This window comes from Nocardia glycosmidis, from assembly GCF_052545115.1.
Genome location: NZ_JBQWRH010000016.1, coordinates 135,904 through 153,555, shown reverse-complemented (window position 1 = coordinate 153,555; position 17,652 = coordinate 135,904). Strand labels below are relative to the sequence as shown.

Below are 17,652 nucleotides of genomic sequence, written 5' to 3'. Positions count from 1 at the left end.
CCGCTAGCAAGGGATCGGAAGCCGAGCGGCTCGACATCGGCCCCGCATTTCGCCCGTACCACTATGCGTGTCAGGAGAAGCAAATTGATGACATTGCCCACTAACCGACCCGATGAAACCGGCGCGGAACAGTTCTATAACGGCCCCACCGACGCAATTTTCGACGTATCTCTGCTGCGGCAGGCATACAACGACGTGCTCGACCTCGTCGCGCCGATGAACACCGAACGCAACGGCGAACCACTCCGATGCATACCCATGACGCACCGTCCCCACGCCGAGGATCTACTCGCCGACGGACTGGTCAGCCAGTTCACCCCTGGCGGGATCATGGGTTACCTCGAGCGCGAATTCTCCTGTCTCAACCCGATGTTCAGCGATACCTACTTCGCAGTGGTACATCGGGCCGTCTCCGCACTCATGCCGATCGGCCGAATGCGGCTGATGATCATGACACCGGGCACGGTCTACAGAATGCACGCTGACGCCACCAAACGCGCGCACCTGGCCATCCACACCGATCCGGACGCCTACCTGGTCGGACCCGACGGCCACGGCCACCACATCCCCGCCGACGGCAGGCTGCGAGTGTTCGACACTCGGACCCGACACACGGCATTCAACGCTGGCACCGTCGACCGGGTGCACCTGCTGATGTCGGTCGCCGACACCGAACGCCTGCACCACTCGATTCTGCTCGCGCCCGGGAGCCGGCGATGACGATCCTCACTGGAGCCGAGATCCAACGCCAGCGCGAAGCTGGGGCGATCACGATCGAGCCCTTCGAACCCGAGCGGCTCAACCCGAACAGCTACAACTTCACCCTCGACCCCCGCGTGCGGGCCTACACCGTGCCCGTTCTGGACTCCCGCCTCGACAACCCGAGCACCGACATCACGATCCCCACCAACGGGCTGATCCTGCAACCCGGCCAGCTCTACCTCGCGACCACCGCCGAGATTCTCGGCGGGACCGGGTTCGCTCCGACGTTCGCCGCCCGGTCGAGCATCGCCCGGCTAGGACTGTCGATCCACCTGTCATCGGGCCTGGGCGACATCGGTTTCGAAGGCCAGTGGACCCTGCAACTCGTCGCCACCCAACCCGTTCGCGTATACGCCGGAATGGAGATCGGGCAGATGATGTGGTGGACGCCAGTCGGTGAAATCGCCTGCTATAAAGGCAAATACCAACACTCACAGGGGCCTCAGACCAGCAAGGCATGGGTCGGGCTGGCACACGACCTCGGTCGACGCCGCTTCCCCAGCATCGGCGATCCCGGGATAAACGCCGCGCTGGTAGGCGCGAAGTGTGCGCGCTTGGTCGAACTCGCCGAACGAGTACCGGTGCCGACCTTGGTCGCGGTCCCGGTCGGTGAGTTCGAGGAAGCGATGCCCTCGACCACGAGCGATGCCCTCGCAGCAGCATTCACCGACCTCGAAGTCACCGTCGGTGCCGACGTGAACAGTCATGTCACTCGGGTGGCAGATGTCCTGCGCGAGGTGCGGATGAGCCGGACTGCGGGCGAATTGCTGGCCACCCGATTGCAGGTCTGCTTTCCCGAGGGCACGCGATTCGCTGTCCGATCCTCGGCTGTCGGCGAGGATTCCGCGACAGCGTCGTTCGCTGGCGCCTACGAGTCGCTGCTCGGCGTAGCACTCGAAGACGTCCCTGCCGCTGTCGCTGTCGTGTGGCGGTCGTATTACTCGCTCACTGCGGTGAGTGCTCGGCTACGGGCCGGCGACCTCGATCCGACACCGAGGATGGCAGTGATCGTGCAGGCAATGGTCGAACCCGACTTTGCCGGAATCGCGATGACCGGTCTCGATCTTCACGACCCCGACCACCTGCACATCGAAGCGATCGGAGGCCGCGCTGACGCGCTCGCCGCCGGAGTCGCCGTTCCCGACGACGTGGCAGTGCTTCCCCACACGGTTCGCGCGGCGATCAGCGAAGCTGTGCACTCGGCCGGCGAGGTTCTGGGCTGCTCCGGTGTAGATGTCGAATGGGTGCTCGCCGACGGCGTCCTGTCACTGGTGCAAGCACGACCCAACACCTCAGCGGCCAGGGACCGAACGATCCGCAACGAGGTAACAGTGCACCCGTTCTACGACCAACCGCTCCCACCCGACATTCCACTGGGACCGCTCGCACCCACCGCCACGCACTTCATGACCAAACGTGGACCCGCCATGCGCCGCGCGGCCGACCTCGGCATCACCCGCGGCAAGGCACTCCTGGTCTATATCCCGCCCGAGCCGGAGCCCGGCTGGGTCCAGGAAGTAATCGGGTTGCTCGACCGCGCGACAACCCGGCCTCAGGTGATCATCGACGTCAGTGCGTTCGAGCGGCAAATCGTCTGTGCACCTGACGAATTGCCCCATCACCTGCAACGGTTACGGTCAGCGACCCCGCCGGCCGAGCCCTTGACCGTGTTGGTACGTGACTACGTGACCGGGCAGCGAGCCCTCATCACCCGCAGCGCGGGCAACGGAGAACTCATCGCCGAAACATCGGTCGATGGCCTACTCGCGATGAACCGTGGTTTCGCCGAAACGTCCGAACTCGATTCCGCCCAGCTCCACGACCTGTTCGGCAGCGTGACCGCCACCCTGATCGCGACCTTCACCCACGACCTCGACGCGATGCTCGGACAGGTCGCAGTGGAGTGGGTGATCAGCGAGAACACTCTGTTCTACATCGACCACACCGTGCTCGGCACCGGTGCGCACGACAACGATGCCGCTCCGAGCATGATCGGGCCCGGCCGGTGCACTGGCCGCGTCGTGCGCGCCCACGACGACGACGCGCTGCAACAGCTCTCGATCGGAGCCGCGATCAGCGTCACCGGCGAAGCCGTCGACGTCGTCCGCCACCGCGCTGTGGCCGACCTCGTTGCACGAATCAACAAGGTCCGCGCCAATGGTGACCCCGTGATCGTGTCGGCCAGCCGTCCATACGCGGTCTTGGCCGCTCTCGTCGGCCTGGTCGACGGTTTCGTCTTCGACCTCGGATCGCGCCTGTGCCACCTGGGCATCGTCATTCGCGAAAGCCGCCTGCCCGCTGTCGTGCACCGGGCTGGCGACGGCGACCTGCTCACCCTCGACCACGGAACCGTCCTGGACCACAGGAGGAAACCATGACGACCACCCCGATCCGGCTGTGCCTACTTGGGCATTCAGGCACCGGCAAGTCGACGACGTCGGCACTGATCCGCCACGCCGCCGACGCCCGCGGCCTCACCAGTACAGTAGTGAAAGTCGCTGCGCCACTGTATGACCTGCAGCAGGCGTTCTACGCCCGGATGGGCCGCGACCTCGATGTCGACCAGCAGGACCAGCAACTCATGGAGGCCCTGGCCGGGTGCCTGCGGTTCCGAGACCCGGACTTCATGATTCGTGACTTCCTCGCCCGCGTCGCCGCGAGCAATGCCGATGTCGTGGTCAACGATGATGTGCGCTCCTATCAGTACGACCTGCCTCGCCTGCGTGAGCAAGGCTGGGTCACCATCCGGATCGTCACCGACCCCGTTGTCCGCAAGGAACGCCTGGCCGCGCGGGGATTTCTGACTCTGTCCGACGCCAGCACCGAGGGTGTAGACGATCTGAGCGTGGACTTCGAGATCTCCAACGACAGCGATCTGCGTGCACTCGCGCTACAGGTCACCGCGGTAGTCGATGAGGTGCTGTCGTGCTGACCGGCGCAGAGATCCGGTCTGCGCGTGAACGCGGCGACCTGGTTATAGAACCGTTCGACGACCAGCTCGTGTGCGCGAACAGCGTCGCTTTCCGCCTGGGTGACCAGCTTCTGCGATACCCCGACGAGACTGTGCTCGACCCGCACCAAGACGCACGCGTTCACCGTTCGGTCATCCCGCGCGATGGTGTCGTCCTCACCCCGGGCGTGCTCTACCTCGGAGCAACTGAAGAATCCGTCGGCGGGCTCCGGTACGCCGCCACTCTGCACGCGTGCCGGTCGGTGTCCTCGTTGGGCCTGCGGATTCAGCTCTCCGCACCGCTGGGCCACTGCGGCGCGGTGATCGCTTGGACATTAGAGCTCCGCGCCGTCCATCCGGTCCGGGTGTACCCGGGGATGGTCATCGGCAAGATCGCGTTCTGGCCGATGCAGGGTCGCCCACTGCGCTATTGCGGTCGCTACCGCAATTCACGCGGGCCGGTGCGCTCGCTGATCGCAACTCCCCCACCGACACCGGCAGTGATACCGTCCGCCGGGTCCAGCCCGCACATCACCGGCACCGAACAGCGAGAGGCCACCCCGCGATGAGCAGCATCGACGTCATCATCCTTACCTACAACAGCGCCGAACTCCTGCCCGCCGCTGTCGCGTCGGTGCGAGCGCAGACCAGCGCCGAGGTGACCATCACCGTCATCGACAACGCCTCGACCGACCGCACCCTCGACGTCGCTCACGAGCTCGGCCTCACCCCGATCGCCAACCCGCACAACATCGGCTTCGGAGCCGCGATCAACCAGGCCGCGACCGCAACCACCAGCGACTACGTCGCCCTGCTCAACCCCGACGCCGAACTGGGCGACCCGAAGTGCCTCGAAGCCATGGTCGCCACCCTCGCCGACCAGACCGTCGGCGTCGTCGGCACCCGGATCGTTACCCCGCAGGGAGACCCGTACCCGAACGGCCGCCGATTCCCCTCCACCACCGTCGCCGCCCGACACGCCCTGATGAGCATCCTGCGGCCCGGCGACACCTCGGCCAGCACCGACTACTTCGGACCGGCGATAGGACGCCCGGACGCCGACCAAATCGTAGACTGGGTATCCGGCTGCTGCCTGATGATTCGCCGCCCCCTGTGGGAGCACGTGCGCGGCTTCGATCCCCGCTACTGGATGTATCTCGAAGACGCCGACCTGGCGTGGCGTCTCCGCCAGGAGGGTTACCGCACCGTCCTGTCCGGCCCTGCCTGGGTTATCCACCACGGCGGCCAATCCAGCCGATTCCGACGCAACCGCTCCCTGTGGCACCATCACCGCAGCGCAGTCCTGTTCTATGCGCGCACCCGCACCGGGTGGCGACGTGTCCTGCTGCCCGCTGCCACCGCGTTCCTCGGCTTGCGACTGGCCGCCCTCGTCGCGCTCAACACCATCCGCCGAATCACCAACCGGCACCAACAGCCATGACGCGCAACAACACCTGGCTGCTCAGCGGCCCCTGGTCCGCGCGTTACCAGACGACCACAAACAGCACGAACTGCACAGTGTTTCAGCTCGCCCCGGTGGCCGCCGAGCCTGGCCCCAGAACGGAGACAATCGCCTGGCATCGGGTCGGCGAGCCAGGCGATCCGTATGTGGTCGCGGAAGACGGAATGCCCGCTCTGGTGAGTCCCGCTGCCGGTTCCCGAGAACCGGCAGCACCGGCCGAACACACCGTGATGCCGCTAGCCCTGCTCGCCGAACATCAGCAGCGGTGGGCGGTGTACCTCCCTTCCCGAATCACAGACGATGCCGGTCTGTTTCATCATGTGGCCGACCTCGGCAAAACTGCCGGCGAGAGGCCGAGCGCCACGGTGCTAGCTCAGATCATCGAGCGGTTGCCGGAGTTCTCCGCTGAAATCGGTAGCCACGAGTGCTGGTACTTCACCCAAGATCCCGGCATCGAGTACGAACACAAGTTCACCCTGCCCCAGAGTGCCGACATCTATGCCCTGACCCGCAGGATCGCCGACCAGATCGGGTCCGGGCGCCTCGCGCACCTGCGCCCCGAGTTCGGGAACAGTTTCGAGATGTGGCAGTTCGACAACTACATGTTCGAAGTCACCGGTCCCACCACAGATGACCGAGGCTACGCATCATTCATACCCCGCAGGGCAGGCGGATACATCCTCAAACGCAATCAGTTCGCGACCGATGGCTTCGCACGATTCGAGTCGAAACTGGCCGTGCCCGAGGAATTGACGTCCACAGCACAGATGCGCGAATTCCTCACCGGGCTCGGGCTCAGGACTGACTATCTGGGTCAGTTCCTCCGAACGCGTTTCGACGTCAACGTCGAGAGCACGGTTACCGGACACATCTACTCCGTGATGGCCGACCGATGTGAATTCGCCACACCCCACCACGCATTACAGCAGCTCGAGATCGAATATCTCCGATCCCGTGGCACAGCCCGCGAGTGCCGCGCCGAGATCATCATCGAACTGGACGATCTCAAGACCTGGGCGGCTGACTACCTAGCTGCACAACGGATCTCGGCCGTGGCGGGATACCTGTCCAAGTTCACGTATTTGCGCTCGTTGGTAGCTCCGGTGACCTACGCCTAGACGCTCCAAGTGTCTGGCTCAGCACCAACGACGGGGGCTGCTGTGGTTGGGATTGTGGCGGACCATCCCCGCGTGCGCGGGGCAGAGGAGCACGGATTCGGTATCCACATTTATGCCTTGCGCGATCCGCTCGGCCGCCGGCGTGGTTGCTGGCTAGCCATAGCCGCTTGTCATCAAACCCGCCATTTAATGGCTGACGTCAACCAACGACGCTCGCCCCCGTCAACGCTAGCAATCGATATCACAGCCGAAATTAGATGGGATTCAATGTATCCGCAGCTCAGCGGCCCAATGAAACAAACTACATCCAGTACGGTCCGCCCTTGACAACGAGACCAATCGCAGACTATTTCGATGTGAGTACATGGAGTTACCATGTGCTTACGAAATCAGCAATTGCGAGCCACATTTCGATCGGAAAGGGCGGTCGAGGTGGTTCGTGACCGGATCATCGATCACGTCGACGGCGTCGACCCTACGGCGCGGGCGATCGCTACCTCGCCGCACTCGACCGGCTCGACCACTGGATGACCAGGTGCCCGACTTCGCCGCACTGTCGTCGACAGCGCCGTCCGGCGCGCTCGCGCCGTATCGTGCCCTCGCAAGGATATTTCGATCCGCAGCACCCGACCGTGTACCGCTGGGCGACGATCGCGCACCGAGCGAGGGATCAGCTCGGCGTGAGTAGCTCCGTTATCGGGGTCCCGGCGGCGATGTCGGCGCGGGCCTTCATCACCTGGGCGGTCATGCCCGCGCCGACGACGCCGGTGACGGCGCCCGCCCGCGAGTAGTACGCGAGGAATTTGCGGCCGTTATCGGATACGAGGTGGACGTCGTCGGTGGCGTTCGGGGTGCCGAGGGCCTGGATCTTGACGTCGTACTGGTCGCTCCAGAAGTACGGCACGCGGGCAGCGGTGGGCGGCGCGGCACCGAGCAAGGCGCAGGCCAGCAGTTTTGCCTGTTCGCCTGCGCTGGTCCAGTGCTCGACCCGCTTGTGCAAGCCGTTGTCGTGCAGCCAGGCTGCGACGTCACCGACCGCCCACACCCCGGCCACGCAGGTACGTCCGACCTCGTCGGCGAGTACGCCGCCACCCGCCGACGGCTCGGCGAGTGGGATAGCGGAGTCGCTCAGCCACTCGGTCACCGGTGTCGAGCCGACTCCGAGCACGACGAGGTCGGCGGCGATCTCCGTGCCATCGGATAGCCGCGCGCCGCGGACGCGGCCCGCGTCATCGCCGTGGAGTGTGTCCAGGCCGGTGCCGCAGCGTAGATCGACCCCTTCCGCACGGTGCATCCGTGCGACCAGTTCGCCCACCACTTCGCCGAGTACCGAGGCCAGCGGAGTCGCCTGCGGTTCGACCAGAACGGCGCCGACACCGTTCGCACGGAAGCTCGCGGCCAGCTCGCAGCCGATGAATCCCGCGCCGACCACCAGCGCGGTCGCGGCGTCGGCCAGATCGGCGCGCAGGGCGACCGCGTCGGTGTGGCCACGCAACACGTGCACGCCCCGCAGATCCGGCAAACCGGGCAAGCGACGCGGACGCAGGCCGGTGGCGATGATCAGCTGGTCGTAGTCCAGGCTACTGCCGTCGGCCAGGCGAACACGGCGCGCATCGGTGTCGACCCCGATGGCCGCGCAGCCCAATCGGACCCCGATGCGTTTCTCGGCATAGAACTCGTTCGGCCGCAACGTTGTGTCGTCTGTTTCGCCACGCACGAACTGTTTGGACAGCGGTGGACGATCGTAGGGCAATCGCGCCTCGTCACCGACGAGCACCAGCTCACCGTCATAGCCCGCGCGGCGCAGTTCCTCCGCGGTGCGCAAACCGGCCAGGCCTGCTCCGACGATCACGATCGGCGCAATCATGCGGTTATCCCTTCCCTGCAACCGGCCGACGATGCGGTGAGCCGGTCGGCGAACACGCAGCCACCCTAGCTTTTGCTTGGTGTCCATGGGGTGCGGACCAGCACGCCGGAACCGGCCGTCGCAGCGGCGAAATCGTAGCCGCACAGATATTGATCGGGCGGTCAATCAGGGCTATACCGAGAACTAGGACACAATCCACAGCCCGAGGAGGCACACAATGTTCACCGAGAGCCGCGCGCAAGATTTCCTGGCTGTCGCGCTCGGGGTCTTCACCGCTCTGTCACCCATCTGGGTGGACACGAATAACAACGCCATGTGGTCGCTGATCGTGCTCGGCGCCCTCATCGCCCTCACCGGCCTCGCCCAGATGGCCCGCCCCGAGATGGCGGCGACGGACTATGCGATGGGCCTGTGCGCCGTACTGCTGTTCATTTCCCCCTGGGTCATGGACTTCACCGCGTACCGGGCCGCATCCTGGACCGCATGGGTAGTCGGGGTGGTAACGGCGGTGGTCGCGGTGGCGGCGCTGCCGATGGTGTCGGGACGTCTGCACGACATGGCTCCGCATCACTGATGCAGATGCCGAAAACCCGGCGCGCCGGGCGCCGCCGTAGCGCGAAAGTCGACGGTGACGCCCGGCAGCTCATTCTCGACGCCGCGGAAAAGCTTTTCGCGGCACAGGGATTCGACGCGACCGCGACGGCGTCCATCGCCGCCGCGGCCGGCGTTCCGAAGGGACTCGTCTTCTACTACTTCCCCACCAAGGATTCGATTCTGTCCACGCTGATGTCCGAGCGAGTGCCCCCGCAGCCGATCGACGACATCGGCACCGTGGTGGCGCCGGGCGATCCGGCGACGAGTCTGGTCAACCTGGATGCCGCGTTGAACTTGCGCGACCATCATTCGTCGGTGCTGCGGGTGATCATGTGGCGGGAGGCCGACACCCATCCCGACGTGCGACGCCAGCTGCGCCGCCTGCGCGACCAGATGCTGGACCTCACCGCCAAGGTGCTCCAAGCGAGCGCGCCGGTCCCGGTCCGACCGGGCACCCTGCGCGCCTGCGCGGCGGCGTGGGTCTCGGCGATGTTCGCCATCGCCAGCACCGACCGGCTGCACACGCTCGACAACATCCCGCTACCCAGCGCCGACGAAGTGCTCAACATCGCCCGAGTAGTCGCGGCGGGCATGACCCACATGGGCTGAAGGCTCCGCAGAGGTGGTGCGGGGTCATCCCTTCTATGCTCGTCCGGTGGAAACGGACTGGTCGCAGCTGCGGGCACGTTCTCTGGTCGAGGAGGACGCCGCGATTCTCGCGTTGCACAAGCCGGCCGGGATCTCCGTGACCGGTGAACGCCACGACACCGACATCGTCGAACTGGCCGCCGCGGCGGGCGAGACGCTGTATCCGGTGCACCGGATCGACAAAGTGACCTCCGGCCTGATCCTGTTCGCGAAGGAGCTCCGCGCACATGGCGAGCTGACCAGGCAATTCAACAAGCAGACCGCTGACAAGGCGTACCTGGCCGTCGTCGCCGCCACCGGACTTCCCGACACCGGCGTGATCGATCTTCCGCTCAGCGTGGGACGGAAGAACCGGGTGCGGATCGCGGCGCCCCGCGAACGCATCCAGTATGCGGCGGGGCGGTGGTTCGTCGATGACGCCGATCTGCTCGGCGGCAAGCACTACCCGTCGCTCACGCACTTCGCGACCGTCCTGCGCACCCCAGCGCACACCGTGCTCGCCCTGCGCCCGATCACCGGGCGGCGCCATCAGATCCGCGTCCACCTGGCCTGGACCGGACATCCGATCGTCGGCGACCCCCTGTTCGACCGGTCCGGCAAGCACGAGCGAACCTACTTGCACTCCTGGCATCTCGGCCTCACCGCCTCCTGGCGGACGCCGCCGCGCCTGACGCTGACCGCCGAGCCCGATGCCGAATTCTGGCTTCCCGCAGGCGGATCCGCCGAACGGGCGCACCTCGTAGACGCAGCCGAACTGCTCCGCACGATCCGGTAGCGACTCTCGACGCGGCTGAAAGCCAGAGATGCCGCTCCGCTTCGCCTCGCCGCCGCGGCGGAGCGGGAAACGCCATGCGGAGCGTCGCAGTCCGGCCGAGACGGGAACCGACACTGTGACTGCGGACACAAAGCGATGAGCACGCCGCGGCGGTGGCGAGCGTCATGACGACGGGCAATACGCAGGTCAACTAGCCTGTTGAGGTGCCGCGGATGCGACGTGGGCACATTTCTGACGCAATGCAGCGAACCCTAGCGAAAGCGAATGCCGATGATCCTGGTGGCTCAGGTCAGCGACACCCATTTCGATCTCGGCACCCGCAACGTCGAACGTGCACAGCGGGTGCTGGCATTCCTCGCCGACTTACGCCGCAGACCCGATGTCATTCTGGTGACCGGGGACATCACCGATTCCGGGAAGTACGAGCAATACGCCGAGGCCAAGCTCGCCTTCGAGACCGAGATCCCGCTGTACGCGATCCCGGGCAACCACGACGACCGCGAGGGCTTCCGCACCGCTTTGCTCGGCGAGCCCACCTCCGGCGGGCCGATCAACCGCGTCCATCGGATCGGTGATCTCACCATCGTTCTGCTCGATTCGAGCGTCCCCGGTGCGGCGGGCGGACGACTCTGCGACGAGACCTACGACTGGTTGCGCGACGTGCTCGCGGCGTCGCCCACCGCCAAGCCGATCCTGCTCGCACTGCACCACCCGCCGGCGCGTCTGCACAGCCCGATCATCGACGAGATCGCACTCGACGACCCGCAGCGGCTCACCGATCTGGTTGCTGCCGACGAGCGGATCGTCGCCGTGCTCGCGGGGCATGCGCATTGCGCTGCGACGACCATGTTCGCCGGGCGTCCGCTGCTGGTGGCGCCGAGCACCGCCTCGGTACTGGCCGGAGAATGGGAACTCGACCTGCCCGACCACGTCATGGACTACGCGCCGGACCCTGCGGTCGCACTGCACGCCATCGATGATGATTACCGCCTGACCACCCATTTCCGAACGGTCCCGATGGGTGGCCGGATCGGCGTCCAACCGGGCTGAGCGCGGTTTACCCCCTTCGTGCCGGGGCAATCGGGAGACACAACGGACGTCTACTCGGAGGCACCGCCATGGTCGACCTACCAGCCGCAATGGTGAAAGGCGCGTTCGCGACCGGAGCGCGGATCCGGCATGCTCGGGTGTTCCATCCGAACGGCCTGCATCTGTCCGGCCGTTTGCACGCGGAACCCGAGTTCGAGCCGCTCTTCGGGAGCGGCGAGCGCGCGGTGATCGCACGGTTGTCCAAGGGAGCGGGCCTGCCAGGTGCCCTACCCGATGTGCTCGGGTTCGCGTTCCGGGTGCTCGACCGCGATGACGAACCATGGGATTTCGCGTTGTCCACCACCGGCCGAGGATTGCTGGGCCGACTGGTGTTCACACCCGCGCGGGGGTGGGCCAGCGCTCGCTACGGCTGCCTGATGCCCTACCGGATCGGGAATTCGGCGCCGACCTGGTTGTTCGCGGAGCCGGACGGCGACCAACCCGCCTCGGCCTCGCTCGCGGCGATGGACGCCCATCTGGACGAGCACGTGGTCGGCTTCACCCTGACGGCCGACCGCCTGGGCGGGCCCCGAGCGCGGCTGGCCGAACTCACCCTGCGGCATGCCGAGTCGGCCGAGCACCGTACCGATTATTTCGATCCGATGCTCAATCGCCCGGCGGAGGTGGAACTGGTCCCCAAAGCCGTCGGAAGGATCCGCGAACTGGCCTACATCGGGAGCCGGAGCGGCCGTGGCGAAGGGGTTCAGCACAGCGCGGCGCGTTCGCGACGATAGGCCGCGCGATAACCGATGCAGGCAGCGTCGAACTCCTACAGTGGAGATAGCCGCGGTCGGAGTAAGGAGGCTGATGCCGAATGACAGCGAACGATCGGCCATCAATCCTGATCATCGGCGCCGGCTTCGGCGGCATCGGTATGGCGATCGAATTACGCCGCTGTGGTTTCGATGACATCACCATTGTGGAGCGCGCGGCCGACCTCGGTGGCGTGTGGCGGGCGAACACCTACCCCGGTGCGGCCTGCGATGTGCCGTCTCCCCTGTACTCGTACTCGTTCGAACCCAAGCCGGACTGGCCGCAACGATACTCGGGGCAGACCGCCATCCACGACTATCTGCGCGGCGTCGCCGAGCGGCGCGGCGTGCTCGAAGCGATCCACTTCGACACCACCGTGACCGACGCGGAGTTCGACGAGGCCGCCGGCCAGTGGACGGTCCGTGCCGCGGACGGGCGCACCCGGACCGTCGACGTGCTGATTTCGGCGGTCGGCCAGCTGTCTCGCCCGGCTGTTCCCGCTATCCCGGGCACCGACACCTTCGCGGGCCCGTCGTTCCATTCGGCCGAGTGGGACCATGCGGTCGATCTCACCGGCAAACGCGTAGCCTGCATCGGCACCGGGGCCAGCGCCATTCAGTTCATTCCGGAAATTCAGCCGCGGGTCGCTCACCTGACCGTGTTCCAACGCACGCCGGCCTGGGTGGTCCCGAAATTCGATACGAATTACACGCCGGTCCAGCACAACCTGTTCGCCCGCGTGCCGGGGGCGCTGCTGGTCGAACGGTTCGGCTGGTGGTCGATCACCGAATTTCTCTCGCTCGGGCTGGTCGAGGTGCCGGCGATCACCCGGTTCGCGGCCCGCGTCGCCGGCCAGCACCTGGCCCGACAAGTCGACGACCCATTCCTGCGCAACAAACTGACTCCCGACTACCCGATCGGCTGTAAGCGTGTCCTGTTCTCCAACGACTACTACCCGGCGCTCACCCGATCGAACGTTCAGGTGGAGACCAGGTCGATCACCGAGATCGTCCCGGCTGGATTGCGCACCGCCGACGGGACGGTGCACGAGGTGGACGTGATCATCTACGGCACCGGCTTCAAGGGCACCGAGTTCCTCTGGCCGATGCGGATCCGTGGTCGCGCCGGCCGCGAACTCGCCGACGCCTGGGCCGACGGCGCACATGCCTACTACGGCATCACGGTGCCGGCTTTCCCCAACTTGTTCCTGGTCTACGGCCCGAACACCAATCTCGGCACCGGCTCCATCATCTACATGATCGAGTCGCAGACCCGCTACATCCGCGAGGCCGTCCAACTGCTCGCCGAGCACCCCGGCCAGTGCCTCGATGTGCGCGCGGATCTGGAGCAGCACTACAACACCACCCTCCAGCAACGCCTCGCCCGCACGCCGTGGAACTTCTGTGCGAGTTGGTACCGCAATTCCGCGGGCCGCATCACCAACAACTGGCCCGGGACGCAGACCAGCTACCGCCGCCGCATCCGCCACCTCGACCCCGCGCACTACACCCTCATTCCGGCCTCCTGATCAACCGCGCACCGCCGAAGCGGGCGAACTCGACGCGGCCTTGTCCCGCGCGCCGGCTGGCAGACTTGTGCTGTGAGTGGACTGGCCCATGCGGGCGAACCAGCTGAACGGGGACCATTGCGCCCGATCGAGTTGGCCACCGGCGCCGTACTCGGCGGGGCCACCGTCGGCTTGGTCACCATCGGATCGGTGATTCCGTTCGCGGCCGCGCTGCAACTGGTCGCCGCTGTGCCCATGGGACTGATCGCGCACCGCTACCGGCTGCGCGCGCTGATCACCGCGACCATCGCGGCGACGCTGGTCACCTTTGTCGCGGCCGGTGTGGTGACCGCGACCGGATTGGTCGCCTCGGCGACGATCGGCGGCATCATCGGCACGGTGAAGCGGCGCGGCGGCGGTGTCGTCGCGGTGTTCGGCCTCGCGCTGCTGACCGGCCTGGTCTGGGCGGCGTTCGCGGTCGGATCGCTGCTGCTGCTCTCGGCGACGCGCGACCTGCTGTTCGACAACATCCGCAACGCCGCACACGGCCTCCAGGAGCTCGCGGCGCGGCAGCCGCAGCTGGAACCGCTCGGGCAGGCCGCGGCCGATCTGGCCGACTCGGTGCTGCGCTGGTGGTGGGTGTGGGTCGGCGGCGGTGTCGCGTTCGGGATGGTCGCCACCGGGGTGTTCTCCTGGTACGTGCTCGGTTCGGTGCTGGACCGGCTCGCGTGGCTGCCCGGACGAGACCGGCTCGACGCGCCGTACGACGACCGGCCCATCGCACCGCTACCGGTCACGCTGCGCGGCGCCGGATTCCGCTATCCCGGCGCTACCCACGACGCCCTGCGCGACATCGACCTGACCATCGACGTCGGCGAGTTCGTCGCCGTGGTCGGTCACAACGGATCGGGCAAGTCGACGTTGACGCGATTGCTCGCCGGGCTCGCGCCCACTGCGGGATCGGTGCAGCGCCCAGGTGCGGCCGGGCTCGGGCGCCTGGGTGGAACGGCGCTGGTGATGCAGCGGCCGGAAAGCCAGACCTTGGGCGTTCTCGTCGCCGACGACGTGGTGTGGGGGTTGCCTCCCGAACTCGCCGCCGACGTGGACGTGGCGGGCTTGCTCGGCGAAGTCGGGCTCGGCGGAAAGGGCGCCACGGAGACCGCCACGCTGTCCGGAGGGCAGCAACAGCGCCTGGCGGTCGCCGCGGCGCTGGCCCGCCGGCCCGCGCTGCTGATCGCGGACGAGGCGACCTCGATGATCGACCCCGAGGGGCGCCGTGAGCTCGTGGAGTTGCTCGCGGCACTGCCGAAGCGACACCCGATGGCCGTCGTGCTGGTCACCCATCACGAAGCCGACGCCACCGCGGCCGACCGGGTCGTCCACTTGGCTGCGGGCCGCTCGGTGGCGCACCTGCCCGCGTGGCCACGCCCGGTACGCGACGCGCGGCGCAGGCCGATCGGCGAGCCGATCCTCGAGCTGCGCGACGTACGGCACACCTACAACCACGCGACGCCATGGGAAGCGGCTGCCCTGCACGGTGTCGACCTCTCGGTTCGGCGCGGCGAAGCGCTGCTGGTCGTCGGCGGCAACGGATCGGGCAAATCCACCCTCGCCTGGATAATGGCCGGGCTGATCGAGCCGAGTTCCGGTCGTTGTGGACTGTTCGGGAAGCCGATCACCAAGCAGACCGGACAGGTCGCGCTGGCATTCCAGCACTCCCGCCTGCAGTTGCAGAAACAGACCGTCGGCGCCGAGATCGCGGACTGGGGCGGACGGGCGACCGGTTCCGGCGCGGTCGGTCGAGCGCTGGACGCGGTGGGGCTGGACCGGTCGCTGGCTGCCCGCTCCATCGAGGAACTCAGTGGCGGCCAAGCGAAACGGGTGGTGCTCGCGGCTATCGTAGCCAGCCATCCCCAGGTGGTCGTGCTCGACGAGCCGCTTGCCGGGCTCGACCCGGAGGGGCGGGCCGATATCGTGGAACTACTTGCGCGGCTTCGTGATTCCGGACTGACACTGATCGTCATCTCGCACGATGTCGCCGACATGGCAGCGGTCTGCGACCGTACGGTACGGCTGCAGGCGGGACGCATTCTGGCGACCGAGTCCGCGCGGGATGCCATCCCGAGCGGCGCAACCGCCGATTCCCGGTCCACCGCCTTGCGCCCGCCCGGCGATACGGCATGGCGCCTCGAACACGGAGATCCCCGATGAGCGAGTTGACAATCGACCCGGATATCCCGGTAGTCATGATCGAGCGGAGCACCGGGGAGGCGATGGCATGAGCACTGTGCTGCTGCGCCAGGTCCCCGTCGACAGTCCGGTGCACCGACTGTGGGCGGGCACCAAGATGATCGGGGTTTTCCTGATCAGCCTGTTGCTGATGTTCCTGCCGTCCTGGCCGGTGCTCGGCATCATGATCGTCTTCCTGCTCTTCGTCGGCGTGGTCGCCCGGTTGCCGCTGGGCACACTGCCACGGCTGCCGTGGTGGTTCTGGGCGCTGCTCGCGGTCGGAGCCCTGATCAACGTGCCGGTCGGCGGCGCGGCGGTACTGCGTTATGCGCAGGTTCTGGCGTTCGGCTTGATTCTGGTAGCCGCCTCGTTCGTCATCGCGTGGACCACGCCGATGAGTGAGATCGCACCCGCGCTGGCCAAATTGGGCGCGCCATTACGCAAACTTCGGGTGCCGGTGGACGAATGGGCCGTCGTCGTCGCGCTGACCCTGCGCGGCCTTCCCCTGCTCATCGAGGAAATCCGGGTCCTGCGCGCAGCCCGTCGCCTGCGCCCCAAAGACAACCTCCTCTATCGCGCCGCCGACAACCCCCTGATCGATATCCTCACCGCGGCCATGGCGGTTTCCACCCGCCGCGCCGGTGAGCTCGGCGAGGCGATCACCGCACGTGGCGGGACCGGACAGCTCACCGCCGATCCGGGCTCGCCGGGCCGTCGCGATGCCTTCGCCCTGGTCGTGGTCGTCGCAGCCTGCCTCGGCGCAGTCGCCGGGCACCTGCTGGTCTGAGCTGGTCAATGCCGGCTGCCAACTGATTGCTAGCCCGATCCCATCCTGGCGAAATTTTGTGGAGCCGACGTCCGCCGATCCGCCGCGGACCAGGCCGATAGCACGGGCCACCGAGACGACTCCGCTGTGCCAGAGCGGCCCGACCGGTGCTGGGCAAAACACCGCGACATTCGAATAGCCATGAGCTATAACCCATCACAAGCGCCGAAGAGAAAAGATTACCCGCTCAATTGGTGATCCAAACCCCTCTGGCCGCAGTACAGTATCACCCGGAAGTAGCTGTCTCCTGAATCACATCACGGATGTACGCGCCGATGGGGGAAAGAATCCCGGTGCGTGCCGCGTTCTCAAATGCTGCAGACCTGATGAAGATTGGAAACCAGGGAATGATTCTCCGGAAAGTCGCCTCCGCAGTTGTGCCCCTCGTCGCGGCGCTCACGGTAGGTGCGGGCGCCGCGCACGCGGAACCTGCCACGCCGCCGGTGCCGAATATCGGATACGAGGCGCACCTGATCGAGAACCGGATCGTCACGACGCTCACCGCAGGCACGTTCGACGTGCACGGCGACGCCGTCGGCATCAAAGACGAAGCCGGAAACGTCGCGCTCACTTTGCCACTCACATTTCGTCAGGACGGGCTCGAGTACCCGATGCCGTACGCCGTGCGCGACGACGGCCGGGTGCTGGAGTTGACGGTCGTCAAGGACGCGGCACAGGCGCACCCGGTCGCCACGCCGATCGCCTCGCCGTCGGAGAACCAGCTCGCCATGCAGTCGTTCCTTTCGCAATTCGGCATCGCCACCGCGGTCGGCGGGTTCATCGGCACAGTCATCGGCGCGCTGGTCGGGCTCACCGGAATCGTCGGCGGTCCCACCGTGGTCGCCAGCGTCATCACGGGTGCGGGCGTCGGCGCCGTCATCGGCACCATCGTCGCCGGTGGACCGACCTTGATCGTCGCGGGGATCGACCTGCTCAGCACCCTCAATGCCGCACCGGGCACGACCAAGTGGACGGACGCTACCGGCCGTCCGCAGAACTGATCCGCGCCGGGGCCGCGATACGCACCGGATCACCTGCGATTCGGTGCGCTCTCCCGGGCACCGGGTGTGTA

General features: G+C 66.7%; 16 protein-coding genes. 15 read left to right on the top strand and 1 reads right to left on the bottom strand.

Features of this window, described 5'->3' with window-relative positions; all coding sequences use genetic code 11:
- Positions 1–87: 87 nt before the first annotated feature.
- From ACT86A_RS20640 to ACT86A_RS20615, 6 genes are read left to right on the top strand one after another with little or no spacing between them, the layout of a single operon-like run.
- A complete protein-coding gene (locus tag ACT86A_RS20640) occupies positions 88–720 on the top strand; it encodes an aspartyl/asparaginyl beta-hydroxylase domain-containing protein (protein WP_445093808.1) in 633 nt (210 codons plus the stop codon).
- Positions 717–3,140, top strand: coding sequence for a dCTP deaminase (locus tag ACT86A_RS20635; RefSeq protein WP_445093807.1), 2,424 nt, complete (start codon positions 717–719; stop codon positions 3,138–3,140). Before ACT86A_RS20640 ends, ACT86A_RS20635 begins: the two co-directional genes overlap by 4 nt.
- A complete protein-coding gene (locus ACT86A_RS20630; protein ID WP_445093806.1) occupies positions 3,137–3,694 on the top strand; it encodes a hypothetical protein in 558 nt (185 codons plus the stop codon). The genes ACT86A_RS20635 and ACT86A_RS20630 overlap by 4 nt, the downstream gene beginning before the upstream one ends.
- Positions 3,688–4,281, top strand: coding sequence for a dCTP deaminase (locus ACT86A_RS20625; protein WP_445093805.1), 594 nt, complete (start codon positions 3,688–3,690; stop codon positions 4,279–4,281). Before ACT86A_RS20630 ends, ACT86A_RS20625 begins: the two co-directional genes overlap by 7 nt.
- A complete protein-coding gene (locus ACT86A_RS20620) occupies positions 4,278–5,153 on the top strand; it encodes a glycosyltransferase family 2 protein (RefSeq protein WP_445093804.1) in 876 nt (291 codons plus the stop codon). The genes ACT86A_RS20625 and ACT86A_RS20620 overlap by 4 nt, the downstream gene beginning before the upstream one ends.
- Positions 5,150–6,292, top strand: coding sequence for a hypothetical protein (locus ACT86A_RS20615; protein WP_445093803.1), 1,143 nt, complete (start codon positions 5,150–5,152; stop codon positions 6,290–6,292). The genes ACT86A_RS20620 and ACT86A_RS20615 overlap by 4 nt, the downstream gene beginning before the upstream one ends.
- A gap of 670 nt (positions 6,293–6,962) precedes the next feature.
- Here ACT86A_RS20615 and ACT86A_RS20610 read toward each other — a convergent pair.
- The gene (locus ACT86A_RS20610; protein WP_445093802.1) at positions 6,963–8,159 is read right to left on the bottom strand and encodes an NAD(P)/FAD-dependent oxidoreductase; all 1,197 of its coding nucleotides are present in this window, start codon (positions 8,157–8,159) and stop codon (positions 6,963–6,965) included.
- 217 nt (positions 8,160–8,376) lie between these two features.
- Here ACT86A_RS20610 and ACT86A_RS20605 point away from each other — a divergent pair, with 217 nt between their 5' ends.
- From ACT86A_RS20605 to ACT86A_RS20565, 9 genes are all read left to right on the top strand, one after another.
- A complete protein-coding gene (locus ACT86A_RS20605; RefSeq protein ID WP_445093801.1) occupies positions 8,377–8,733 on the top strand; it encodes an SPW repeat domain-containing protein in 357 nt (118 codons plus the stop codon).
- Positions 8,733–9,362: a TetR/AcrR family transcriptional regulator gene (locus ACT86A_RS20600; protein ID WP_445093800.1), complete on the top strand. Its 630-nt coding sequence runs from the start codon at positions 8,733–8,735 to the stop codon at positions 9,360–9,362. The genes ACT86A_RS20605 and ACT86A_RS20600 overlap by 1 nt, the downstream gene beginning before the upstream one ends.
- 46 nt (positions 9,363–9,408) lie before the next feature.
- Entirely contained in the window at positions 9,409–10,176 is a 768-nt protein-coding gene (locus tag ACT86A_RS20595) for an RluA family pseudouridine synthase (protein ID WP_445093799.1), read from the top strand.
- Between the two features lie 270 nt (positions 10,177–10,446).
- Positions 10,447–11,226 carry a metallophosphoesterase gene (locus tag ACT86A_RS20590; protein WP_445093798.1) on the top strand — a complete coding sequence of 260 codons (780 nt, stop codon included), beginning with the start codon at positions 10,447–10,449 and terminating at the stop codon, positions 11,224–11,226.
- Between the two features lie 68 nt (positions 11,227–11,294).
- A complete protein-coding gene (locus ACT86A_RS20585) occupies positions 11,295–11,999 on the top strand; it encodes a phosphodiesterase (RefSeq protein ID WP_445093797.1) in 705 nt (234 codons plus the stop codon).
- Between the two features lie 80 nt (positions 12,000–12,079).
- Positions 12,080–13,546 (top strand): flavin-containing monooxygenase, encoded by a 1,467-nt coding sequence (locus ACT86A_RS20580; protein WP_445093796.1) that lies wholly within the window; start codon positions 12,080–12,082, stop codon positions 13,544–13,546.
- A gap of 72 nt (positions 13,547–13,618) precedes the next feature.
- Positions 13,619–15,736, top strand: a complete 2,118-nt coding sequence (locus ACT86A_RS20575) for an ABC transporter ATP-binding protein (protein ID WP_445093795.1) — start codon at positions 13,619–13,621, stop codon at positions 15,734–15,736.
- A 67-nt stretch (positions 15,737–15,803) separates the two neighbouring features.
- Positions 15,804–16,541, top strand: a complete 738-nt coding sequence (locus tag ACT86A_RS20570; protein ID WP_445093794.1) for an energy-coupling factor transporter transmembrane component T family protein — start codon at positions 15,804–15,806, stop codon at positions 16,539–16,541.
- A gap of 365 nt (positions 16,542–16,906) precedes the next feature.
- Positions 16,907–17,581: a DUF8020 domain-containing protein gene (locus ACT86A_RS20565; protein ID WP_445093793.1), complete on the top strand. Its 675-nt coding sequence runs from the start codon at positions 16,907–16,909 to the stop codon at positions 17,579–17,581.
- Positions 17,582–17,652: the final 71 nt, after the last annotated feature.